General features: G+C 67.2%; 20 protein-coding genes. 18 read left to right on the forward strand and 2 right to left on the reverse strand.

What is annotated here, in order from left to right; genetic code table 11:
* The 10 genes from ACI1US_RS06665 to ACI1US_RS06710 form a co-directional block, all read left to right on the forward strand.
* Positions 1 to 739, forward strand: a 739-nt coding sequence (locus tag ACI1US_RS06665) for a TetR/AcrR family transcriptional regulator (RefSeq protein WP_461639203.1), incomplete at its 5' end; no start/stop codon positions are given.
* Between the two features lie 178 nt (positions 740 to 917).
* Entirely contained in the window at positions 918 to 1,661 is a 744-nt protein-coding gene (locus tag ACI1US_RS06670) for a GntR family transcriptional regulator (RefSeq protein ID WP_461639205.1), read from the forward strand.
* A 253-nt stretch (positions 1,662 to 1,914) separates the two neighbouring features.
* Positions 1,915 to 2,862: a sugar phosphate isomerase/epimerase family protein gene (locus ACI1US_RS06675; RefSeq protein ID WP_461639207.1), complete on the forward strand. Its 948-nt coding sequence runs from the start codon at positions 1,915 to 1,917 to the stop codon at positions 2,860 to 2,862.
* A gap of 25 nt (positions 2,863 to 2,887) precedes the next feature.
* Entirely contained in the window at positions 2,888 to 3,877 is a 990-nt protein-coding gene (locus tag ACI1US_RS06680) for a 3-hydroxyacyl-CoA dehydrogenase family protein (protein WP_461639209.1), read from the forward strand.
* 30 nt (positions 3,878 to 3,907) lie between these two features.
* Positions 3,908 to 4,678, forward strand: coding sequence for an SDR family NAD(P)-dependent oxidoreductase (locus ACI1US_RS06685; protein WP_461639211.1), 771 nt, complete (start codon positions 3,908 to 3,910; stop codon positions 4,676 to 4,678).
* Positions 4,679 to 4,873: 195 nt separating this feature from the next.
* Positions 4,874 to 6,226 carry an MFS transporter gene (locus ACI1US_RS06690; protein WP_461639213.1) on the forward strand — a complete coding sequence of 451 codons (1,353 nt, stop codon included), beginning with the start codon at positions 4,874 to 4,876 and terminating at the stop codon, positions 6,224 to 6,226.
* A 145-nt stretch (positions 6,227 to 6,371) separates the two neighbouring features.
* Positions 6,372 to 7,898 carry a four-carbon acid sugar kinase family protein gene (locus ACI1US_RS06695; protein WP_461639215.1) on the forward strand — a complete coding sequence of 509 codons (1,527 nt, stop codon included), beginning with the start codon at positions 6,372 to 6,374 and terminating at the stop codon, positions 7,896 to 7,898.
* 61 nt (positions 7,899 to 7,959) lie between these two features.
* On the forward strand, positions 7,960 to 9,693 hold the full coding sequence (locus ACI1US_RS06700; RefSeq protein ID WP_461639217.1) for a dihydroxyacetone kinase family protein: 1,734 nt from the start codon (positions 7,960 to 7,962) through the stop codon (positions 9,691 to 9,693).
* A 23-nt stretch (positions 9,694 to 9,716) separates the two neighbouring features.
* Positions 9,717 to 10,190: a ribose-5-phosphate isomerase gene (locus ACI1US_RS06705; protein ID WP_461639219.1), complete on the forward strand. Its 474-nt coding sequence runs from the start codon at positions 9,717 to 9,719 to the stop codon at positions 10,188 to 10,190.
* Positions 10,183 to 10,980, forward strand: a complete 798-nt coding sequence (locus ACI1US_RS06710; protein ID WP_461639221.1) for a triose-phosphate isomerase family protein — start codon at positions 10,183 to 10,185, stop codon at positions 10,978 to 10,980. The genes ACI1US_RS06705 and ACI1US_RS06710 overlap by 8 nt, the downstream gene beginning before the upstream one ends.
* A gap of 311 nt (positions 10,981 to 11,291) precedes the next feature.
* On the opposite strand, the gene ACI1US_RS06715 is transcribed toward ACI1US_RS06710, so the two are convergent.
* Positions 11,292 to 12,632: an aminotransferase class III-fold pyridoxal phosphate-dependent enzyme gene (locus ACI1US_RS06715; RefSeq protein WP_416549821.1), complete on the reverse strand. Its 1,341-nt coding sequence runs from the start codon at positions 12,630 to 12,632 to the stop codon at positions 11,292 to 11,294.
* A gap of 45 nt (positions 12,633 to 12,677) precedes the next feature.
* Here ACI1US_RS06715 and ACI1US_RS06720 point away from each other — a divergent pair, with 45 nt between their 5' ends.
* The 7 genes from ACI1US_RS06720 to ACI1US_RS06750 all read left to right on the forward strand — a co-directional run bounded on the left by ACI1US_RS06720 (position 12,678) and on the right by ACI1US_RS06750 (position 18,867).
* Positions 12,678 to 13,181 (forward strand): OsmC family protein, encoded by a 504-nt coding sequence (locus ACI1US_RS06720; RefSeq protein ID WP_416549820.1) that lies wholly within the window; start codon positions 12,678 to 12,680, stop codon positions 13,179 to 13,181.
* A 41-nt stretch (positions 13,182 to 13,222) separates the two neighbouring features.
* On the forward strand, positions 13,223 to 14,818 hold the full coding sequence (metG, locus tag ACI1US_RS06725; RefSeq protein ID WP_416549819.1) for a methionine--tRNA ligase: 1,596 nt from the start codon (positions 13,223 to 13,225) through the stop codon (positions 14,816 to 14,818).
* Entirely contained in the window at positions 14,815 to 15,753 is a 939-nt protein-coding gene (locus ACI1US_RS06730; RefSeq protein WP_416549818.1) for a TatD family hydrolase, read from the forward strand. Before metG ends, ACI1US_RS06730 begins: the two co-directional genes overlap by 4 nt.
* Positions 15,746 to 16,606 carry a 16S rRNA (adenine(1518)-N(6)/adenine(1519)-N(6))-dimethyltransferase RsmA gene (rsmA, locus tag ACI1US_RS06735; RefSeq protein WP_416549817.1) on the forward strand — a complete coding sequence of 287 codons (861 nt, stop codon included), beginning with the start codon at positions 15,746 to 15,748 and terminating at the stop codon, positions 16,604 to 16,606. Before ACI1US_RS06730 ends, rsmA begins: the two co-directional genes overlap by 8 nt.
* Before the next feature lie 21 nt (positions 16,607 to 16,627).
* Positions 16,628 to 17,560 (forward strand): 4-(cytidine 5'-diphospho)-2-C-methyl-D-erythritol kinase, encoded by a 933-nt coding sequence (locus ACI1US_RS06740; RefSeq protein ID WP_461639225.1) that lies wholly within the window; start codon positions 16,628 to 16,630, stop codon positions 17,558 to 17,560.
* A gap of 363 nt (positions 17,561 to 17,923) precedes the next feature.
* Positions 17,924 to 18,601, forward strand: coding sequence for a DsbA family oxidoreductase (locus ACI1US_RS06745; protein ID WP_461639227.1), 678 nt, complete (start codon positions 17,924 to 17,926; stop codon positions 18,599 to 18,601).
* A gap of 80 nt (positions 18,602 to 18,681) precedes the next feature.
* The gene (locus ACI1US_RS06750; protein ID WP_461639229.1) at positions 18,682 to 18,867 is read left to right on the forward strand and encodes a hypothetical protein; all 186 of its coding nucleotides are present in this window, start codon (positions 18,682 to 18,684) and stop codon (positions 18,865 to 18,867) included.
* A gap of 557 nt (positions 18,868 to 19,424) precedes the next feature.
* Here ACI1US_RS06750 and ACI1US_RS06755 read toward each other — a convergent pair.
* Positions 19,425 to 21,197 (reverse strand): lipase family protein, encoded by a 1,773-nt coding sequence (locus ACI1US_RS06755; protein ID WP_461639230.1) that lies wholly within the window; start codon positions 21,195 to 21,197, stop codon positions 19,425 to 19,427.
* Between the two features lie 186 nt (positions 21,198 to 21,383).
* On the opposite strand from ACI1US_RS06755, the gene ACI1US_RS06760 reads away from it, so the two are divergent.
* Positions 21,384 to 23,225 carry an ABC-F family ATP-binding cassette domain-containing protein gene (locus ACI1US_RS06760; RefSeq protein ID WP_461639232.1) on the forward strand — a complete coding sequence of 614 codons (1,842 nt, stop codon included), beginning with the start codon at positions 21,384 to 21,386 and terminating at the stop codon, positions 23,223 to 23,225.
* The last annotated feature ends 32 nt before the right edge of the window (positions 23,226 to 23,257 follow it).

Here is a 23,257-nt window from a genome sequence, read left to right on the forward strand (position 1 = left end):
CTCGAAATACAGCGGGCCCAGCGACCCGACCGGTGAGCAGCGAATGCGGGACGCGGCGCGCGCGCTGGCAGACGCCGCGGGGCAGTTCGGCCAGTCGTTCGGGGCGGCCGGAACCCAGGCGGAGGCCGGGGTCACCAAGGGGCTGCTCGCTGCCGCGCAGGCGCTGGCCCAGGCGAGCGCCTGGGTGGAGCAGCGCTCCCGCCCGCGGAGCACGAAGGAGCGCCTGCTTGAGCAGGCCGCTCGACTGTTTGCGGAGCGCGGCTATGCGGGCGTCTCGCTCGAAGACATCGCGCAGGCCGCCGGCTTTACCAAGGGTGCCGTGTACAGCCACTTTGGTTCGAAGGAGCAGACTTTTCTCGCCGCGCTCCGGGAGGCCACGGAGGCGCTCAGTGGCGTCGGGGTGCCGCAGCATGACCCGGTGCGCGATCGCACGGGTGCCCCCGAGGCTGCGCAGGAGGCGGGCGCGGAGCAGCAACGTGAGCTCTCGGAGCAGCACGCCGCGATCGCGAGGGCAGTGACGCTCTCGGTCGAAGCGATGCTGTTCGGCCAGCGAGTTCCTGGTCGACGCGAGGAGGTCCGCGAGATCGTGAGTGCCCTACTTTCGGCGATTGCGGAGGCCGACCGGAGGCTTGGTGGCCTCGCCGGGGCGGCGGAGCGTGAGCTTGACCGCGATGAATCGCAGGTCGCGGCGCTCACGTTCCGGACGTTGTTGCTCGGGCTGAACGAGGCGGCTGGGTAAAGAGATTCGCCGCTGCGGTGCGGGTGTTCGCGCGGTGGAGGAAGCCGGTAGGCTCGTCAGCTGGCCGCGGCGCAGCGCGCCAAAGGTCGGAAGAGTTGCCTGCGTCACGGTAACCTCAAAGGTAGATTCGCCGAACGGGCGGGGATCCTCAGCGAGAAAGAAGTGTGAGTAGGGCAACATGACCACGTATCTGCCGGAGACTGAAGCCTTTGCTGGGCTCGGCCCGACGGCGCCGCGGGTGGGGCTCCGAGATCACGTCTATGAGCGCATTCTGAAGCTACTGCTTGAGGGGACGGTTGCGCCGGGCACGCGGCTCGGCATCGACACTCTCGCCAGGCAGCTTGGGGTGTCGCCCACCCCCGTCCGTGAGGCATTCGTCGAGCTCGAGCGCACGGGCCTTGTCACCCGCGAGGCGCTGAAGGGCTACCGGGTGGCACCGCCGCTCAGCGCGAAACAGTACGGGGAGCTGCTTGAGGCCCGAACCATGCTGGAGACCACCGCAGCCAGACTCGCGACGCCGGCTACCCCGCGGCTCATCGAGCGCCTCCGTGAAGCGCACGAGGCGCACCGTGTGACTGTCGAGCGGGTGCTCGACCACGTGGACGACGGCACCAACGAGGGTGACGTTGAGGCCGCGTCTGACTTTTATGCGAAGGACACTGCCTTTCACCGGGTGATCTTCGAGCACTGCGGCAACCGTTACGTGTCGAGCATGTCGGACTCGCTCGGCGCGCAGCTGCACCGGATGCGGCAGGTGGTGCACAGCGGCGTGCCAGACGCGGGCGAGGCGCTCGCTGAACACGAGCTGATCCTGCGCGCGTTCGAGGGCACCGCTGACGGCGTCACCCCGGAAGAAGCGATGCGACACCACGTCGAGCAGGTGCGGCGACGAGCTCTGGGGCTCGACCCCGAAGGCGTCTAGGTCCCGTCCACGCGGCTCCGACGAGGCTGCTGCGCGACTCCCTCGAGGCTCCGGCGCGGCTGCCGCGCGACTCCCTGGCGGCTCCGGCGCGGCTCCGGCGTCGCTCCAGCGCGGCACCCGCGCCGCTCCCCACGGCGGGGGCGCTGGCCCGAAGGAGGCCTTTTTTGGCGCGATTGACCTACAGGATATTTCCTATAGGATCTATGGAGCGAGATTCCAACGAACTCGATCTGCTAGATCCAACGGAGCATTAGTGAATTCCACGCCGAAGAACATCGACCTCAACCGTGACACCTGGCCTATTGCCACCTGCATGCACGGTTTCGCCCAGCAGCTGCCTGACGGCACTCGCCTGCACGATGCCCCGGCAGAGGAGTGGGATCGCGTGTTCCGCACCATCGCAGGGCTCGGATTCACCGCAGTCGAGATCGCAGACAGCCACATTCGGCCTGCCGACCTCGAGCCCACACGCCGTGCTGAACTCGTGCAGATCGCGAAGAGCCACGGAGTCTCACCAATCTCGGTGCATGTTCAGCGCCAGAGCGTGATCCAGCCGGGCAAGGGAGAGCAGAACCTCGCCTACGCACACCGCGCCATCGACGCGGCGGCTGAGCAGGGGATGAGCGTGTTCTCGACCGGCCTGCACCAGCCCTTCACCGAGGCGCAGCAGCGTGCACTCTGGTTCTGGACCGCGCAGGGCCCCGTCGACCCCGATGACGCAGCCACCCGCGCCCTCGCAGTGAGCCGCCTCCGTGAGCTCGGCGAGCACGCCGCGTCGGTCGGCCTGCAGATGTCGCTGGAAATGTACGAAGACACCTACCTCGGCACCGCCGACAGCGCGGTGCAGCTCGTCGAAGAGATCGGCCTCGACAACGTCGGCCTGAACCCCGACATTGGTAACCTGGTTCGGTTGCACCGGCCGATCGAGGACTGGCGCGAAATGCACGCGAAGACGCTGCCGTACGCGAACTACTGGCACGTGAAAAACTACTCGCGCGATGAGGCCGCTGACGGCAGCTGGTTCACCTCGACGCCAACGAGCATGGAGCTCGGCCTCATCAACTACCGTGCGGTTGTCGATCTCGCGCTTGAGCTCGGCTTCAACGGCCCGTTCCTGATGGAGCAGTACGGCGGCGACAGCCTCGGCGTCTGCGCAACAAACCGCCGCTACCTGCAGACCCTGCTCCCGGCAGCCAAGTAAGCAATTCAGCAAAGGAAGTTCGACAATGACTGAACAGAGCACCCGCCCGGTCTACGCGGTTGTCGGAAGCGGTTACATGGGAGGCGGGATCGCACAGGTCCTCGCCCTCTCAGGAGCCGACGTGCGTATCGCCGACATCGACATTGACGTCGCAACCGCGGCCCGCGAGCGCCTCATCACCGAGGCCACCCAGTTCGTCGCCGACGGCCTCTTCCCCGAGGGTGCCCCGGAGCAGATCGCCGAGCGCATCACCGCCGCGACCATCGAGGACGCCGTGACTGGCGCGAGCTTCATCGAGGAGGCAGTCCCCGAGAAGATCGAGATCAAGCACGCAACGCTCAAGCGGATCTCGGAGGCAGCAAGCCCCAACGCCATCATCGGCAGCAACACCTCAACGATCCTCATCGCGAAGCTCGCCGAAGCAGTCGTGCACCCCGAGCGTTTTCTCGGTGTGCACTTCTCAAACCCCTCGCCCTTCATCCCAGGCGTGGAGCTCATTCCACACCCCGGCACCGATGAGAGCCTCCTGCCCACGGTCGAGGCGCTCGTGCGCGCGACCGGCAAGGAGACCGCACGTGTGAAGGACGCAACCGGATTCGTGCTCAACCGCCTGCAGTACGCGCTCTTCCACGAGGCAACCCAGCTCGTTGAAGAGGGCGTCGCAACGCCCGATGACATCGACACGATCGTACGCACGACCTTCGGTTTCCGCCTGCCATTCTTCGGGCCGTTCGCGATCGCCGACATGGCTGGCCTCGACGTCTACTCGTTCTGCTACGCCTCGCTCCAGACCGAGTTCCCCGAGCGCTTCGCCACCCCGAAGATCCTCGACGACCTCGTATCGGCCGGAAAGCTCGGCACGAAGACCGGCGCAGGCTTCCTCGACGTCCCCGCAGACCGCACCCCCGAGCTCATCGCGTACCGCAACCGCGCGTACGTCGAAATGCAGAAGCTCATCGACAAGTTGGGGCCCGCCCCGATCCACTCGGCTGACCCGGCGCAGGCCGACAGCTAACCGCTGCCCGCGAATTCAAAAGGAAGCAACATGACTGAGATTTTCCCCGCAGAGCGCACCGTCATTCTGACCGGCGCAGCAAGCCCGCGCGGCATCGGCCGCTACACGGCGTTCTACCTGGCTGAACAGGGCTGGAACGTCGGCATCCTCGACGTCGACGCCGAGGCAGCGGCGAAGACCGCCGAAGAGGTTGCAGAGACCCACGGCGTCAAGGCCTTCGGCGTCGGAGCCAACATCGCTGACCGCGAGGCAACCTTCGCCGCGATCGACAAGCTCGAGGCAGAGCTTCCGCAGATCGTTGCGATCGTGAACTTCGCCGGCGTCGCCTCGCCGGTGCCGTACCTCGAGGTCACCCCTGAAGAGTGGGAGCGGGTCATCTCCGTGAACCTCGACGGCGTGCACTGGGCCACGCAGCGCGTCGCACAGACCCTCGCAAAGAACGGCGTCGGCCGCATCGTCGGGATCTCCTCGGTCTCCGCGCAGCGCGGCGGCGGCACCTTCTCGAAGACGCCATATTCCGCGTCGAAGGCCGGCGTCATCGGCCTGATGCGTTCGATCGCTCGCGAGCTCGGCCCGCTCGGCGTCACCGCGAACTGCATCTCGCCCGGCCCGATCGACACCGACATCATGGGCGGCACGCTCACCGATGAGCGCAAGACCGCGATGGCTGCCGACGGCGTACTGCCGCGCATCGGCTCGCCGCGTGACATTGCTGCTGCTGTCTCATACCTCATTAGCGAGGACTCCGGCTTCGTGACGGGTCAGACCCTGAACGTCGACGGCGGCCTCTACATGCACTAGGAGCATCGCTATGTTTGCTGGCTGGACCAAAGGTCGCATCGCATTCCTCGCCATCGGCGTGGTGTGCGTCACCATCGGAGCCGTGCTGCTCATCCGCGCGATGATCTGACCGGGTTGCCGCAGCCCCGGCTGCGGCAACCCACCCCCATTCTTCTCACTACTGTCCCGGTTTATCTCAAAGGAGAGTTCACACAGATGTCAACTACCAACACCGACGCGAAGGAGCTGCTGAGCAGCCCGCATCTCGCGTCCGGCATCAAGAAGGCGACCCGCCGTCTCATGCCGATGCTCATCATTCTCTACTTCGTTGCGTTCCTCGACCGCACCAACGTGGGCTTTGCGCAGGAAGCGCTCGAGATCGACCGCGGGATCACCGCGGGCGCCTACGCGCTCGGCGCCGGTATCTTCTTCATCGGCTACGCGATCTTCGAGATCCCCTCGAACCTGCTGCTCGACAAGTTCGGCGCCCGCTTCTGGCTGGCCCGCATCGCGATCACCTGGGGCATTGTGGCCTCAGCGTTCGCCTGGGTCACCAACGACACGTCGTTCGTTATCCTGCGCTTCCTCCTCGGCGTCACCGAGGCGGGCCTCTTCCCCGGCGTGATCATGTTCCTCGCGCAGTGGTTCCCGAACCAGCGCAGGGTTGCGCTGTTCGCGATCTTCTACCTTGCGCAGCCGTTCTCGCAGATGCTCGGAGCACCCCTCTCGGGTGGCCTCATCAGCTTCGGCGACCAGTTCACGCCGTGGCACGGCTGGCAGGTCATGTTCTTCGTTGAGGGCATGATGGCGGTTGTCGCCGGTATCGCCGCGCTGTTCTTCCTCGTGGATTCACCGCAGAAGGCAAAGTTCCTCTCGAACGATGAAAAGGCCGCGATGAAGGCCGTCATGGATCACGAAGACGCGGTGAAGGACGCCGACGGCCCCCGCGGCATTCTCCCTGCGCTGCTCAGCTGGAAGGTGTGGTACTTCACCGTCATCTACTTCTGCCTCCAGATCGCTGTGTACGGCACCACATTCTACCTGCCGCAGCAGGTTGCGGGCCTCATGGGCAAGAGCGTCGGCTGGGAGGTTGGCCTCGTCTCCGCTATCCCGTGGGTCTTCGGCCTCTTCGTCTGCTACTACGTCGGCAAGAACGCGAACACGATCGTGCGCCGCCGAAACTGGGGCACGATGTTCTTCCTCATCACCGGTATCGCGATTCTCCTCTCGGCCTGGGCCGGCGCGAACGGGCACGCGCTGCTCGGCATCGCGGCGATCACCGTGGCTGTCTCGGCGTTCCTCTCGACGGGGCCGATCACCTGGTCGTTCCCGACCTCGTTCCTCGCTGGCGCTGCAGCAGCAGCTGGCATCGGTCTCATCAACTCGCTGGGTAACCTTGGCGGCTTCGTGGCACCGATCATGCGCACCTCGATCAACGAGTCGGTTCCGACCGACAGCGGTGCCTGGGGCGTCGTCTCGCTCGGCCTGTTCGCGTTCCTCGCAGCGGCAATGATGTGGGGCACCCGCTTCTTCAGCTCAAAGGCTGACCTGCTGCTCGAAAACAAGTAGTACCCGGGGTGGTGCGGGGCCGGGGGAGACCCGGGCCTCGCACCACCACCCACGTCAGCGTGACTGTGCGACTGTGCGACTGTGCGACTGTGCGACTGCGCGACTGTGCGACTGCGCCCAGTGTGCCCCACGGAGAAAGAAGACCATGAACCTCGAGATCCTGCTCTCGGCACAGCCGGGAGTACGCCCGGTCGCCGCGGCAGAGGTCGCGGCACGCGTCTCGCAGTCCGGTCGCGTGCTCATTGTGCTCGACGACGACCCGACCGGCACGCAGGCAGTCGCAGGTCTCCCCGTGCTCGCGAACTGGCGGGCAGCGGATCTTGAGTGGGCGCTCGACACCGGGGCTCCCGCGGTCTATGTGCTGACGAATACCAGGAGTTTTGACGAGGCGACCGCAGCTCGCATCAACCGTGAGGTGGTGACCGCGGCCCTCGCCGCCGCCGAGACCCGCGGCAAGCGGCTCGGCTTTGTGAGCCGTGGCGACTCGACACTGCGCGGGCACTTCCCGCTCGAACCAGACACGATCGCAGCCGCGCTCGAAGCCGCAGGCCACACGAGACCGCACGGCGTCGTCGTGGTTCCCGCATTCCCCGAGGCGAAGCGAGTATCCATCGACGGGATCCACTACACCGTCGAAGACGGCCAGTGGGTACCGGTGGGAGAGAGCGAATTCGCCCGCGACGCTACCTTCGGGTTCCGGTCATCGCGGCTAGCCGACTGGGTGTCGGAAAAGAGCGGTGGATCACTCGCAGCCAGCGACGTCGTCGAGCTCCGGCTGACGACAATCCGTGCCGGGGCCGAGGCCATCGCGGCACAGCTGCGCGCTGCCGCTCTGGGCAGCACCATCGTCGCCGACGCCGTTGTCGAGGACGACATGCGACAGCTCGCGCTCGGCCTCGAACTCGTTGAGGCAGAGGGGCGCAGCTACATCTACCGGGTAGGCCCGCCCTTCGTGCGGGCCCGCATCGGGCAAGAACCGAGCACCCCCATCAAAGGCCCACTCGACGACGCGACCACCGGATCCCTCGCCCCTGCGGGCGGATCCCACGCCCCCACGGGCGGCGGCCTCGACGCCGCGGGCGGCGGCCTCATCGTCGTCGGCTCCCACACCGCGGTCACGACCCGGCAGCTGGGCGCGTTGCGCACGGCGCACCCCACGGCCGTTGCCATCGAACTCAACGTCGCTGAGCTCATCGCCCCGGCCGATCCACACGAGGCGATCCGCCGCGCGACCGAACAGTGCGTTGCTGCGCTCGCAACCGGCAACGTCATCCTGCAGACGAGCCGGACGCTTGTCAGCACCAGCGATCCAGAAGAGAGCCTTGCGATCGCGCGCGGCGTCTCGGAGGCGCTCGTCGCGGTCACCCGCGGAATTCTCGCCAAGCAGCGCCCGAGCTTTGTGATTGCCAAGGGTGGCATCACCTCGAGCGACATCGCTACGAAGGGGCTCGGTATCGAGCGCGCCTGGGTCGCGGGATCCCTCTTCCCCGGACTGGTTTCGGTGTGGCGCGCGGTCGACGGACCGGCCCAGGGCATTCCCTACGTCGTGTTCCCCGGCAACGTCGGCACGGACGACAGCCTCGCCGCGGCCGTGACCAAGCTCACGGGCAACCTCGCCGACAACCCTGAGCACACCCGCGCGGGCGCCCCCGCGGGCCGAGAACACGCCTAAACACGCGCTCCCACCGACCAGAACTTCAAACCAACCATCACCACACCCCAGGAGGGGGACCATGAGTTACCTAATGAACGACGCGGCCGCATTTGCAGAGGAAGCGGCTGAGGGTTTCGTCGCTGCCAACGCTTCGCTGGTACGTCTCGTGCCCGGCGGGACTGCCCGGCGAAGCGCGACCCCCGAGGGTGAAGTGGCGGTTGTCATCGGCGGCGGCTCGGGCCACTACCCGGCATTCGCCGGCTTCATCGGCCAGGGCCTCGCCCACGCGGCCGCGATGGGCAACATCTTCGCGTCGCCGTCGAGCCAGCAGGTGCTCTCGGCAGCCCGCTCGGTCGCGACCCCCGCCGGTGTGCTGCTGAGCTACGGCAACTACGCGGGCGACGCACTGAACTTCGATCTCGCTCAGGAGCGCCTGCGCGAGATGGGGATCCCCACCCGCACCGTGCGCGTCACCGACGACATTTTCTCCGCCCCCAAGGGTGAGGAGCACCGCCGGCGCGGCATCGCCGGTGACCTCCCCGTCTTCAAGGTCGCAGGCTGGGCTGCTGGCGCGGGCTACAACCTTGACGCAGTCGCTGACGTTGCGCAGCGCGCGAACGACCGCACTCGCTCGATCGGCGTCGGCTTCACCGGGTGCACGCTGCCCGGAGCAACCGAGCCCGTCTTCACCGTGCCGGCCGGGCAGATGGCCGTCGGCATGGGCATTCATGGTGAGCCCGGCATCGAGATGCGTCCGATCCCGAGCGCGGATGACCTCGGAAAGTTCTTCGTCGACTCGCTGCTGGGCGAGCTGCCCGAGGGCGTCACCGAGACGCGCGGGGCAAAGGTAGCGGCGATCATCAACGGCCTCGGCTCAGTGAAGTCGGAGGAGCTGTTCGTCGTGTGGCGCTCGGTCGCACGTGAGCTCGAAGCACACGGCGTCGAGGCGGTCGAGCCCGAGGTCGGCGAGTTTGCGACCAGCTTCGAGATGGCTGGCCTGTCGCTCACCCTCATGTGGCTTGACGAGGAGCTCGAGCAGGCGTGGCGCGCCCCCGCACACACACCGGCGTTCCGCAAGGGCTTCGTGCCCGCGAGCGAGCTCGCCGACGCGGTTGCCGCAGGCGAGGACGAACTCGTGCAGCTCGCACCCGCCGCGACCCCCGAAGCAGCCGCCGCGGGCGAGGCCGCGACCGCCGCGATCCTCGCCATTGAGACAGTGATCGAGCGCGAGGCCGACGAGCTCGGTCGGCTCGACTCGATCGCCGGCGACGGTGATCACGGCATCGGAATGCGCCGTGGCTCGCGTGCCGCAGCCGTCGCCGCCAACGCGGCAGCAGCCGCTGGTGCTGACGCGGGCGTGGTGCTGGCCTACGCCGCCGATGAGTGGGCAGACAAGGCCGGCGGAACCTCGGGCGCACTCTGGGGCGCCGGGCTGCGTGCTGCGGCCCGCGTGATCGGTGACACCGCACCTGACGCCGCGACGATCGCCCGTGCGGCCCAGGCCGCTCGCGAAGAGGTGCAGCGCTTCGGCAAGGCCGAGGTCGGCGATAAGACTCTCGTCGACGCCCTCGTGCCATTCGCTGACGTGCTCACCGCCGAGGTCGCAGGAGGCGCGAAGCTCGTCGCCGCCTGGAACACCGCCGTTGCCGCCTCACAGTCGGCATCCGACGCGACAGCAGACCTGCTGCCGCGCATGGGCCGTGCGCGCCCGCACACGGAAAAGAGCCTCGGTACTCCCGACCCGGGAGCCGTCTCGTTCGTGCACGCGATGCGCGCGATCGCTGCAGTGCTCGACAACTCGAACTCGAACTAACACCAGAACTCGCAGGAGGAAGCATGACCGCCAAGTGGCGCATCGTTATCGGTGCAGATGAAGCAGGCTACGAGTACAAGGAAGCGCTGAAGCAGGATCTCGAGAACGACCCGCGGGTCATCTCGGTGACCGACGTCGGTGTTGCAGCTGACGGCCGCACGCCGTACCCGCGGGTCGCAGTGGCTGCAGCCGAGCTCGTACGCGACGGCGAAGCTGACCGCGCGCTGCTCGTGTGCGGCACCGGCCTTGGCGTCGCCATCGCCGCAAACAAGGTGCCCGGCATCCGGGCCGTCACCGCGCACGACAGCTTCAGCGTCGAGCGCAGCGTGCTGAGCAACAATGCGCAGGTGCTCACCTTTGGCCAGCGCGTCGTCGGACTCGAGCTTGCCCGTCGCCTCGCGCGCGAGTGGCTCGGCTACGAGTTTGACCCCGCGTCGGCGTCTGCCGAGAAAGTCGCGGAGATCGAGGGCTACGAGCAGACCGGTAGCTGTGAGTAGTACCGCAGTTGCATCGTCAGTCGAGGGTGGTCGCCCCCGGCCGATCCTCGGCGTGAGCCTGAAGCTCTATCTTGATGTCGCGAGCACCCGCTCCTGGGCGCGGTCGGTTGGCGAGCTTGCACACACCCATCCGGCGCTTGCCGACGGGCGGGTACAGCTCTTCGTACTGCCGTCGCTTCCGTCACTTGCGGCGAGTAGCACCGAGCTAGACGGCACGGGCGTTGCCTGGGGTGCACAAGATTTGCACTGGGAAGACCGTGGCGCATTCACCGGGTCGGTGAGCGGCGCGGACCTCGCCGAGCTCGGGTGCCGCTACGTCGAGGTCGGCCACGCCGAACGCAAGCGCATCTTTGGTGAAGACGCGACGGTGGTGGGGCGAAAGCTCGAGGCAGCGTTCCGCAACGGCATCACCCCAGTGCTCTGCATCGGCGAGGCTGCAGAGGGCTCTGCAGCAGACGCGGCACGGGAGTGCATCGCCCAGCTGTCAGAGGCCCTCGGCTATGCGCGCAGTGTGTCGAGTAGCAGCGAGATTGTCGTTGCCTACGAGCCCGAGTGGGCGATCGGCCAGCCGAAGCCAGCGGGGGCCGCGCATGTGCGCGCCGTTGCGGAGCAGCTGCGTGGGTGGCTCGACGCGAACTTTACCGGAACGGCGCAGATCATTTACGGCGGCAGCGCCCAAAGGGGAACGCTCGCGGAGCTCGGCGACAGCGTCGACGGGCTCTTTCTCGGGCGCTTCGCGCACCGGGTCGAGGATCTCGCCGGCATCGTCGACGAGATCGCGGTGCGGTAGCTCCGCGCCGGGCCCCACTCGGCCCCGAAACAGGCTCCTCACAACTCAGGTGCAGAACTCAGCGATAAGGAGCGCTCAAAGGCCATGACCTCAGCGAGGTCATGGCCTTTTTGCTGCCGATCACTCATGACTTCGCTGAGGTCATGGCTTCTGAGCGCGGCCCAGCGTAATCGGGCACCGTCGGCTTCGTGCAGGCCGCGCTCATCGGGACTCCTCGCCGACGTCGGAGGCCGCTCGACCCTCCTTTGTGAGGGCCCCGAAACACGAGAACCCCCGGACCGACTGGTCCGGGGGTTCTCGTACTGTTGAAACTACGCGGTCGCGGCGAGCGCCTCGCGCAGCACGCTGACGACGTCGAGCAGCAGCTCGTCGGTCATCTTCAGCGACGGCAGGAATCGGATCGCCTCGCCGTAGAGGCCTGCGGAGAGCAGGATCACGCCGTTCTTCCCGGCGTAGTCGATGATTGCCGAGACGCGATCAGCGTCGCCCTCGAGGGTGCCCGGCTTCGTGATCTCGATCGCGAGCATCGCGCCGAAGCCGCGAACCTCCGCGATGCAGTCGAACTCGGACTGCAGCTGGCGCAGGCCGTCACCGAACGTCTGCCCGATGCGCTGGCCCTCGGCGAGCAGGTCGAGCTTTTCGATCTGTTCGAAGACGGCAACGGCCGCCGCGCACGACACGGGGTTGCCGCCGAAGGTGCCGCCCAGTCCGCCCGGGAGCGACTTGTCCATGATCTCTGCGCGGCCGGTGATGCCCGACAGCGGGAGGCCGCCGGCGATACCCTTCGCGGTGAGGATGATGTCGGGCTCAACACCGAAGTGCTCGATGGCGAACATCTTGCCGGTGCGGGCCATGCCGGCCTGCACCTCGTCGGCGATGAATACGATGCCGTTATCCTTGCACCACGCGGCGAGCGCGGGGAGATAGCCGTCAGCGGGAACGACGAAGCCGCCCTCACCCTGCACGGGCTCGACAACGAGGCACGCGAGGTCTGCGGCACCCGCGGTCTTCTCGAGGTGGTTGATCGTGCGCTTCGCTGCCTCTTCGCCGGTCAGGCCGTCGTGCAGCGGGTGCGAGTTCGGTGCGCGGTAGACGTCGCCGGCGCGCGGGCCGTAGCCGAGCGCGTAGGGAGCGCCCTTGTGGTTCATGCTGCTCGTGAGCATCGTGCGGCCGTGGTAGCCGTGCTCAAGCACAGCAACGCCGGGGCGGCCGGTGTGCTTCCGCGCGATCTTCACGCCGTTCTCAACGGCCTCGGCACCCGAGTTCATGAGCAGCGTCTTGTAGTCGCCGGTGCCCGGTGCGTGCTCGGCGAGCAGCTCGGCGACGCGCACGTACGGCTCGTAGGCGTTCATCGTGAAGAGAGTGTGCGTCACCTTGCCGAGCTGCTCGCGGGCAGCCTCGACAACGGCCTCGTCGGTGTGGCCGATGGTGGTTACGCCGATGCCGCCGCAGACGTCGATGAGCTGGTTGCCGTCGACATCGACAACGATCGAGTCGTGAGCACGCTCAATGTAGACGGGGAAAACCGTGTGCACCCCGGGCGGAACGACGCGCTTGCGGCGCTCGTGGATCTCCTGCGAGCGGGGCCCGGGGATCTCGGTCACGAGCTTCCGCTCCTGGGTGATTTCTGCTTCCAACATGTCTGAGCTCATGCTTCAACCTTACTCCTGCACCCCCGAGGACTCTACGATAGGGCTATGCGTAATGAACACGAGTACCTCATTGAAGTTGAGTGGCGTGGAAATCGCGGCTCGGGAACCAGCGGCTACCGCGAGTACGGCCGTGAACTCGTCATTCGCGCCGAGGGGAAGGCCGAGCTCGCGGGCTCAGCCGACCCTACGTTCCACGGGGACCGGGATCGCTGGAACCCGGAGGAGCTACTCGTCACTGCGCTCGCGCAGTGCCACATGCTGTCATACCTGCACATGGCGGTGCGGGCGGGGGTCGTCGTCACCGCATACACCGACGCAGCCGTCGGCGTGATGCGGCAGTCTGGTCTCGGAGGCGAGTTCACTGAGGTGACGCTGCGGCCCGAGGTCACCGTCGCAGACGCTTCGATGGTGGAGGCCGCCCTCGCTGCCCACACCGAGGCGTACGAAAACTGCTTCATTGCTCGCTCCGTGAACTTCCCGGTGCGTCACACACCGACTATTCACGTCGAAAATCAGCCCGAATTGACGGGAAAGCCGCCAACCGTGTAATACGGTCTCGGGCACCGCGCACTGGCAATACAATGGAACCCATGGCCAAGTCGTCTTCGTTCTCCGTCTCCACTCCCATCTTCTATGTGAACGACGCCCCGCACATCGGGCACGCGTACACCGAGGTGGCAGCGGACGTCCTCGCTCGCTGGCACCGCCAGGCGGGGGACGACACATTCTTCCTCACCGGCACCGATGAGCACGGCCAGAAGATCCTGCGCACCGCGACCGCGAACGGCGTCCACCCCAAGGAGTGGGCTGACCGCCTCGTCGAGACCTCGTGGATCCCGCTGCTCGACACCATCAACATCTCGAACGACGACTTCATCCGCACGACCGATGCGCGCCACAAGGCCGGCGTCGAGGTCTTCCTGCAGCGCCTGCACGACGACGGCCACGTCTACGCCGGCGAGTTCGAAGCGCTGTACTGCGTCGGCTGCGAGGAGTTCAAGCCGAAGAGCGAGATCGTCGACGGCGAAGGTCCGTACGAGGGCGAGAAGGTGTGCTCGATCCACTCGAAGCCGCTCGAGCTGCTCCACGAGAAGAACTACTTCTTCAAGATGAGCGCGTTCCAGGATCGCCTGCTCGCGCTCTACGAGGAGCGCCCCGACTTCGTCCAGCCCGCGAGCGCGCGCAACGAGGTCATCGCATTCGTGCAGCAGGGCCTCGAGGATCTCTCGATCTCACGTACCTCCTTTGACTGGGGCATCCCGATCCCGTGGGATTCCTCGCACGTCACCTACGTCTGGTTCGATGCGCTGCTGAACTACATCACTGCGCGCGGCTACGGCGCGAACCCCGAGGATCCGGCAGCCGAGCTCAAGCACTGGCCCGCCGTGCAGATCGTCGGCAAGGATATCCTCCGGTTCCACGCCGTGATCTGGCCGGCAATGCTCATGGCCGCCGGCCTCGAGGTGCCCTCGAACGTCTTCGCGCACGGCTGGCTGCTCGTCGGCGGCGAGAAGATGTCGAAGTCGAAGCTCACCGGTATCGCGCCGAACGAGATCACCGACACCTTCGGAGCTGACGCATTCCGCTACTACTTCTCTCGCGCCGTCTCCTTCGGGCACGATGGTTCGTTCAGCTGGGAGGACCTCGCGGCACGCTACCAGGCTGAACTCGCGAACGGCTTCGGCAACCTCGCAAGCAGGCTTCTCGCGATGAATGTGAAGTACTTCGAAGGGCGTGTGCCCGAGGCGAGCGGGGAGACTGAGGCAGACGCCGCGATCCGCGAGCTCGCCGCACGAGCCACGAGCGAAGCTGACGCGCACATCAACAACTTCGCGATTCACGAGGCGCTCAGCGTGATATGGGAACTCGTCGACGCACTCAACGGGTACATCACCGAGCAGCAGCCGTGGGTGCTCGCGAAAGACGACGCCCAGCGCGAGCGGCTCGGCACCGTGCTCTACACCGTCACCGACGGCCTGCGTGTGCTCGCTGAACTGCTGCACCCCGTGATCCCCGAGTCGACCGCGAAGCTCTGGCACGCGCTCGGAGCTGAGGAGACGCTCGGCGACCTCGACGCGCAGCCCATCCGCGAGGCGGGCACCTGGGGGCGCCTGCCTGCAGGGACCCAGCAGCATCCCCTCGCCGTGCTCTTCCCGCGGATCGAGACCGAGGGCGATAGCAAGTGACCCCCGCCGAGGGCGGCACGCCCTCCAAGACCCCGGCTGGCGGTCTGCGCACGCGCAACACTGACGGCGGGAGTGCGTCGAAGGATCGCGCGCAGCCGCGCCCCGACAACCCCGAACCGCTGCCGTTTCCCGTCTACGACAACCACACCCACATGGAGTTCGACTTCGACGGCGAGGTGCTCGACCCGCTCGAGTCGCTCGCTCGGGCTGAGGCCGTCGGCGTGCGCGGCGTCGTGCAGGTCGGCACCGACCTCGAAACGAGCCGCTGGAGCGCCGAGTTCGCCGCGAACGACGCCCGCGTGCTCGCCGCCGTCGCGCTACACCCCAACGAAGCGCCACGGCTCGCGGCGGCAGGGAAGCTCTCCGAGCACCTGTCAGAGATCGCGCGGCTCGCGACGCAGCCCCGCGTTCGCGCGGTGGGGGAGACCGGGCTCGACTTCTTCCGCACGGGCGAGGACGGCCGCGACGCGCAGTACGAGTCGTTCGAAACGCACATCGAGATCGCGAAGGCGAACTCGATCGCGTTGCAGATCCACGACCGCGATGCGCACGACGAGGTCGTCGCGACCCTCACCCGCGTGGGGGCTCCAGCGCGCACTGTGTTCCACTGCTTCTCGGGCGACGCAGCCCTCGCGCGCATCTGCAACGAGCGCGGCTGGTACATGTCGTTCGCGGGCACCATGACGTTTAAGAACGCACCCGCGCTGCGCGAGGCACTCGAGGTCGCAAGGCCCGAACTCGTGCTCGTTGAAACCGACGCGCCGTTCCTCACCCCGGAGCCGTTCCGGGGCCGCCCGAACGCCCCGTACCTCTTACCGCACACCGTGCGCAGACTTGCCGAGGTGCAGGGCAAGTCGCTTGAGGCCGTGTGCGAGCAGCTTGCCGCCAACACAGAACGCGTGTACGGCACGTGGGAGATGGACACCGATGAGTAGCGCACTGTTGGGCCCGGTTGAGGTTCGCGAGCTCGCCGAACGCCTCGACGTCTCGCCGACGAAGAAGCTCGGGCAGAACTTCGTGATCGACCCGAACACGGTCCGCAAGATCGTGCGGCTCGCCGGCGTCGAATCCGGTGACCTGGTCATCGAGATCGGGCCGGGACTCGGCTCCCTCACCCTCGGTATTACCGAGGTGGGCGCAGACGTGACCGCGATCGAGATCGACTCCCGGCTCGCGGCCGAGCTGCCGAACACGATCCGCGCGATGCAGCCCGAGGCCGCTGATCGCTTTCGGGTGATCCACACCGACGCGCTCGATCTCTCGGCTGCGCACCTCGCGACGCTCCCGGGCCAGCCCACGGCGCTCGTCGCGAACTTGCCCTACAACGTGTCGGTGCCGATTCTCATGCACCTGCTTGAGCTCATCCCAGAGCTGAACCGCGGGCTCGTGATGGTGCAGGCCGAGGTCGGCTACCGGATCGCCGCGGGCCCCGGCTCCAAGGAGTACGGGTCGCCGAGCGCGAAGGCCGCCTGGTACGGCGAGTGGGGGATCGCCGGCACCGTGAGCCGCCGCGTCTTCTGGCCCGTGCCGGGCGTCGACTCCGTGCTCGTGTCGTATGCGAAGCGCGACGAAGCCATCGGCACGGAGGAGGAGCGCGTGCGCACCTTCGAACTCGTGAACGCCGCATTCGCGCAGCGCCGCAAGATGGTTCGGCAGGCGCTGCAGCCCGTGTTGGGCGCTGAACGCACCGTCGAAACCATCGAAGCTGCGGGGATCGCCCCGACCGCCAGGGCCGAGCAACTGCACATCGAAGACTTCCTCGCGATCGCGCGGAGCGAGCAGCAGTAATTTTGCGCTAGCGTAGGAGCTATGCGGAGCGACCAACGTAGATCGATCACCGTGCGTGCCCCGGGCAAGATCAATGTGTACTTTCGGGTGGGCGCGCTCCAGGAGGACGGCTACCACGAGGTCGCCTCGCTCTACCAGGCGGTCTCCCTCTTCGAAGAAGTGACGGCGACGCTCTCCGACACTTTCACGCTGCGCTTCGGCGGGCCGATCGAGACCGCGGGCCTGCCCGTTGACGACTCGAACCTCGCGATCCGCGCGGCGAAACTGCTCGCGGCCCACACCGGCTACCAGGGGGGCGTCGACCTCACGGTGCTCAAGCGCGTACCGATCGCCGGCGGAATGGGCGGGGGATCAGCCGACGCTGCCGCCACGCTGCTCGCCTGCGATGAACTCTGGGGAACCGGGGTCGGCCGCTCCGGGCTCGTGGCGCTCGCTGCCGAGCTGGGAGCTGACGTGCCGTTCGCGCTCGAGGGCGGCACGGCCGTCGGCACGGGTCGCGGCGACGAGCTCAGCCCCGCGCTCGCGAAGGGCACCTTCCACTGGGTGCTCGCGCTGTCAGACGGCGGGCTGTCGACGCCCGAGGTGTACGACATGCTGGATCGGCACCGCGACGACCACCGGGTGGAGCTCGGGCAGCAGCCCGAGTACGTGAAAGTGGAGACCGCGGTGCTGCAGGCCGTGCGGGTCGGTGACGCCGAGTCGCTCGCCGACTCGATGCACAACGACCTGCAGGCGGCGGCGCTCAGGCTCGCGCCCGAGCTTTCGGAACTGCTTGAGCTGGGGGAGTCGCGCGGCGCGCTCGCCGGGATCGTCTCGGGATCCGGCCCGACGGTTGCGTTTCTCATGGAGAGCGCGCAGGAGGCCTCGGAGCTCCGCGGAGTGCTTATGCGTGCGGGTGTGAGCGCCCTCACCGCGACGGGCCCGGTGCACGGTGCCCGCGTGATCGAGGGCTAGCTGCTCGCTCCCCGAGCCCGAGTTGGCAGTTGTTGTCGCTTCGGCGACCCCGAAGCGACAACAACTGCCATCTCCGAAGCCTCAGAGCGGCACCTCACATGTGCAGGCGTGCGTCGTGAGTCTTGCGGGGTGCCACCCCCGCCATCCTCTCCGCCCCGATTAATTCAGACCGACTCGTGCGGAGGCTCCCGCGGCCTATAGCGAAGCCCTGGCCTTGCTCCACAGCTGGTCAGTTCGCGCCATGAAATCGCGAGGGATCGGAGTTTCTTGGCGTGAAGTGACCAGGAGTAAGCGGCAGCTGCCCCAGCTAACCATTTCGCGTGAGTTCGGAATAGTTCTCGCCTTCCCCGGGTTGCACGGGACGTGAACAATACGATCCGCATTGATATTTGGTCTGACATCGCCTGCCCGTGGTGCTACATCGGCGCGAACCGCTTCCGCATCGCGGTCGAGCAGTTCAAGGCAGACAACCCCGAGGTTGAGTTCGAGATCGAGGGGCACAGCTACGAGCTCGCTCCCGACACCCCCCTGAACTTCGAGGGCAGCGAGATCGACTTCCTCGTGAAGCACAAGGGCATGCCGCGCGAGCAGGTCGAAGACATGCTCGGCCAGATGACTGGCATGGCCGCAGCCGAGGGCATCACCTTCGACTTCGAGAAGGTCGCCCACTCAAACACCGCCGCCGCTCACCGCGTGCTCCACCTTGCCAAGGAGCAGGGCATCTACGACGAGGTGCTCGCGCGACTCTTCAAGGCCTACTTCGAAGAGGGCGTAAACATGAGTGACGTCGCGCAGCTCGGTGCGGTGCTCGACGAGGTCGGGCTCAACCCCGAAGAGGTGGAAGACGCGTTCGAGAGCGAGAACCTCGGCGAGGCCGTCGAGCGCGACATCACCCGCGCCCGCATGCTCGGTGTCACCGGCGTACCCTTCTACCTCATCAACGAGAAGTACGGTGTCTCGGGTGCACAGCAGCCTGAGATGTTCGTCAGCGCATTCGAACAGGTCCTTACCCTCGAAGCCGAGGGCGATCAGCCCGACTGAGCCTCTGCTGAGAGGTCAGTCGATCGCCGGACGGAGCACGCGCTCCCGGCGTAGAATTCACGCAGACGAGAGGATCCATGATGAACGAAACGAAGACCCAGCAGCCCGAGGCGGCAGCTCAGCCCGCGGCTCTGAACCCCGAGGCAAGCATCGCCGGTGCGGCGGCGTTCGCGAGCGCCGAGAGCATGGAGATTCTCAACCTGCTTGGTGGAGACTCAGCGGGCGGCTCCTGCTGCGGCGGAAGCTGCTGCGCCCCGAGCGAGTAGCCACCCGCGCGCACCGCGCGCCACCCACGAATGCGCGCCCCGGCTCCGGCCCGGGCGCGCATTCGTCGCTTTCGGGGGAGACGCTCGCCGCTGACCGCTCTGACTCTTCAGAGATGAGTGTTCTTCGCTTGCCAGCTAACTGCTCTAGGGAACGGGGGCCTTACTGCGGGCCCAGCGGTACCGGGAAACCGCTGGGAGCAATCGGGCACCGTCAGCTGCGCTCCGGTCGCGGGAGGCCCCGCAGTACTCCGACCGGAGCCACCTCGCTTCAAGACGAGAGTGGAACGCCCGGGCCGGGTGCCGTTGGCAGCCCCAAGGTTGTGGCCCTTGCGCTTGAGCGTGGTGGCCTTCCGGAGATTCCGGCAGTGGCGCGAGCATTACGCCCCCTCGCCGACACCGGTAGCCTCCAGAGCCGCAATTGCGCAGAGCTCGTACAGTCCCCGTTTAATCCATTCCGTCGCGTTTTCGGCCTTCGCAAGAGCCGGTCTGAATTAATTGGGTCGGGGAGGATGCGAGGATGCGAGGATGCGAGGAAGCGAAGGGTGCCGCGCCGCCAGCTACTCGGGCAGCGCGTCGCAGTTCGGGGTCGCAGGAAGGCCCGCCGCGCGATCCAGCGTCCACTCAATAAGCTGCGGGGTGAGGGGCGACTCCTCGGCGACGAGTGAGAGGTGGTCGAGACCCGCGAACTCTCGGTAGTCGATCTCGATGCCGGCGTCGCAGCGATCCCGCACCCACGCGCGCTGCTGCTCAGCCTTCACGAGCGGATCAGCGAGCCCCTGCGCGACGAGCACCGGAGCCGGGAATGGGCCCGTGGGTGTCTGCGCGCGGAGGAGATCTCCGAACTCCCCGTCGAGCACCTCGTCGGGGAAGATCTGGTTCGGGACCTGCGTGCCGTGGAGGATCGCGGACAGCGCGTCCTGGCCGTTGAAGCACAGATCCTGAATCTTCTCGACGCCGCGCGCGGATCCCGGCGTGAGCTGCGAGGCAAGCTCGAGCTCAGGGTAGAGCTCTGCCCAGGTCGCGGCGATGTAAGCGGAAACCGTCTTGCCCGCCGCATCGCTCTTGTTCACCTCGGCGAGGCCGAAGAGGTCGGCCGCCGGGGCGAACGCGGCGATGCCTGTAATCGGCGCATCGGGGGCGTAATCTGCTGCGACCTGGCCGGTCCAGAGCGAGCCCTGCCCGCCCTGCGAGTGCCCCCACACCACCGTCTCCGCAGTGACGTCGAGCGCGTCGAACTCCTGCGCCGCGCGGGCCGCGTCGAGCACGTTGCGCGCCTCAGCGTCGCCGATGAGGTACGGGTGCGCGCCGGCGGTGCCGAGCCCGATGTAGTCGGAGGTGACCGCGGCCCAGCCGTGCTCGACGACGAGCTGCTCGAGCGCCGCGCCCGCTCCGTCGGCGAGTGGGCTCGCGCTGAGCGAGGGCGCGCACTTCGCAGCGACGCCGGTCGTGCCGTGCGAGACGGAGAGCAGTGGGAGTGGATCGTCGCCCCGTTGTTTCGGCGCGACGATCGTTCCGCTGGAGATGGCGGGGGATCCGTCGAAGCTCGTGGTGGTGTAGAGGATCTTCCACCCCTCCGCACCCTTCGGCAGGCCCGCCTTGAGCGGCTCCGCGCGGATCAGCCGGCCCGGCTCGTAGGGCACGCTCTCGGGCGGGGTGTAGAACTTGCCGGGCTGCGGCAGCGGCACGCCGCCGAGGATCCATCCGCTGCCGAGCGCGACGCCCACGGCGAGCACGAGCGCGAGGCTCGCGCCGATCGTGCGCGACCAGCGGGCGACCCTGCCGCGTCTGCGGGGCTGCTGCGGCGAGTTACGGTAGAGCGCAGCCATGACGAGCTGCAGCCCAAAGAACACGAACCAGGCCCCGACGCCGAGCCGGAAGAGCGTGAGGGTGAGCACGGGCCAGGCGAGCGCGACGACGCCGAAGACGATGCTCGCGAGCGCGATGATGATGCTCGTGGCCCGCTGGTCGCCGCCGTGGCGGATCACCTGCACCGTCTGCAGGATGCCGTGCCCGATGAGCGAGGCTCCGACAAGAAACGCGAGCCACGGTGCACCGCCGACGGGCCACACCGCGATGAGCACGCCGAGCACGAAGAGGACCGCGCCGAAGACGCGGGCAGATACCTTCGTGAACCCGTCGAGTGTGGGGAGGAGATAGGCGGCGATCCCGGCGAGCGCGAGCCCGATGCCGGTGACGACCGCGATTTGGTGGGTGGAGAGTGGGGCGAGCACGAGTGTGATGCCGAGCCCAATCGCCGCGAGCCCGATGACCGCACGGAGGGGGCCCGCGAAGCCCGCGAGCGCCTGTGCAACGGTGGTTCTCAGCGGCACGGTCACGCCTTTCCTTCTCACCCCGAACGGCGTGCGCCCTCGGTCGCCGCACCTGGCGACGCTCCCAAGAATACCGGGAACGCTGATCGTTGTACGAGCGACCTCTTGCCGGTATCGCCCCGCTGCACCGTGTGGCTTCGGCCTACGCGGCCGATCCACATCGAACTGAACTACGCTTAGAGGGTTATGGCGCATATTCTTGGGGCCGAGGCCCTGCACCTGGAAGTTCCGACGAAGGTCGTTTTCGACTCAGTGACGCTTGGCGTCGATGAGGGAGATCGCATCGGCATCGTCGGCCGAAACGGCGACGGCAAATCTTCGCTCCTGATGATGCTTGCTGGGCGGCGCGAACCCGACTCGGGCCGCGTCACCTACCGAGGCGGCACCACGATCGGCGTGCTCGATCAGGCCGACCGCTTCGACGACGGCGAGACCGTCGGCAACGCGATTGTCGGCGACACCCCGGAGTACGAGTGGGCGGGCGAGCCTCGCATCCGCGACGTCATCGCGGGTCTCGTTGCGGATCTGCCGTGGGAAGCCGAGCTCGACTCGCTCTCGGGCGGCCAGCGCCGCCGCGTCGCGCTCGCGCGGTTGCTCGTCGGCGACTGGGAGGTCCTCTTCCTCGACGAGCCCACGAACCACCTCGACGTCGAGGCCGTTGCCTGGCTCGCCGAGCACCTCAAGCGCCGCTGGCCGGCGAACCAGGGCGCACTGCTCGTCGTCACCCACGATCGCTGGTTCCTCGACGAGGTCAGCACGCAGACCTGGGAGGTGCACGACCGCCTGGTCGAGCCCTTCGAGGGCGGCTACGCGGCCTACATCCTGCAGCGCGTTGAGCGCGACCGCCAGGCCTCCGTCGTCGAGCAGAAGCGGCAGAACCTCGCGCGCAAGGAGCTCGCCTGGCTCCGCCGCGGTGCTCCCGCGCGCACGGCGAAGCCGAAGTTTCGGATCGACGCGGCAAACGAGCTCATCGCCGACGTCCCGGAGATTCGCGACAAGGTCTCGCTGCAGTCGATGGCGGTGTCGCGCCTCGGCAAGGAGGTCGTGAACATCCTCGACGTCGGCGTCACCTACACGGACCCCGCAACGGGTGAGCCCCGCGAGGTGCTCAAGGACATCGAGTGGCGCATCGCCCCGGGCGAGCGCACCGGTATCCTCGGCGTGAACGGCGCGGGGAAGTCGACGTTGCTCGGCCTCATCTCGGGTGCGGTTGAGCCGACGAGCGGCATCGTGAAGACGGGCAAGACCGTGAAGGTCGCCCAGCTCACGCAGCGCCTCGACGAGCTCGAGGCACACCTCAACGAGCCCGTGCGCGTGGTCATTTCACGGCTCCGCACGAGCTTCACGGTCGGCTCGGGATCGAAGGCGCAGGATCTCACCCCCGGTCAGCTGCTCGAACGTATGGGGTTCACGAGCGCGCAGCTCTCAACCCCGGTGAAGGATCTCTCTGGCGGGCAGAAGCGTCGCCTGCAGCTGCTGCTGATCCTCCTCGACCAGCCGAACGTGCTCATCCTCGATGAGCCGACGAACGACCTCGACACCGACATGCTCGCCGCGATGGAGGATCTCCTCGACTCGTGGCCAGGCACACTCATCGTCGTGTCGCACGATAGGTACTTCCTTGAGCGCGTCACCGACCAGCAGTACGCGATCCTCGATAAGGGGCTCAGGCACCTGCCGAACGGCGTCGACGAATACCTCAAGCTGCGCCAGGCCGAGGAGCGCGCGAAGGAAGAGGCCGCGAGCGGTGGATCGAGCGCTGGTGCGGGCGGCTCCAAGGCGACTCCGAAGGCTGAGCCGAAGCTGTCGGGCCGCGAGCTGCGCGACGCGCAGAAGGAGATCGCCTCGGTCGAACGCAAGATTGCGCGCATGCAGGGCGATATCAAGAAGGGCCGTGACGGGCTCGCGACGCTCGATCAGGGCGACTACCAGCTGCTGAACGCGGAGATGGCGAAGATCACCGCGCTTGAATCGGACGTTGACGCGCTCGAACTGCGCTGGCTCGAGCTCTCTGAGCTGCTCGGATAGGGAGTGTGACACACCCTACCCGAGCATGCGCG

This window comes from Leucobacter sp. BZR 635 (assembly GCF_048061935.2).
Taxonomy (GTDB): Bacteria; Actinomycetota; Actinomycetes; order Actinomycetales; family Microbacteriaceae; genus Leucobacter.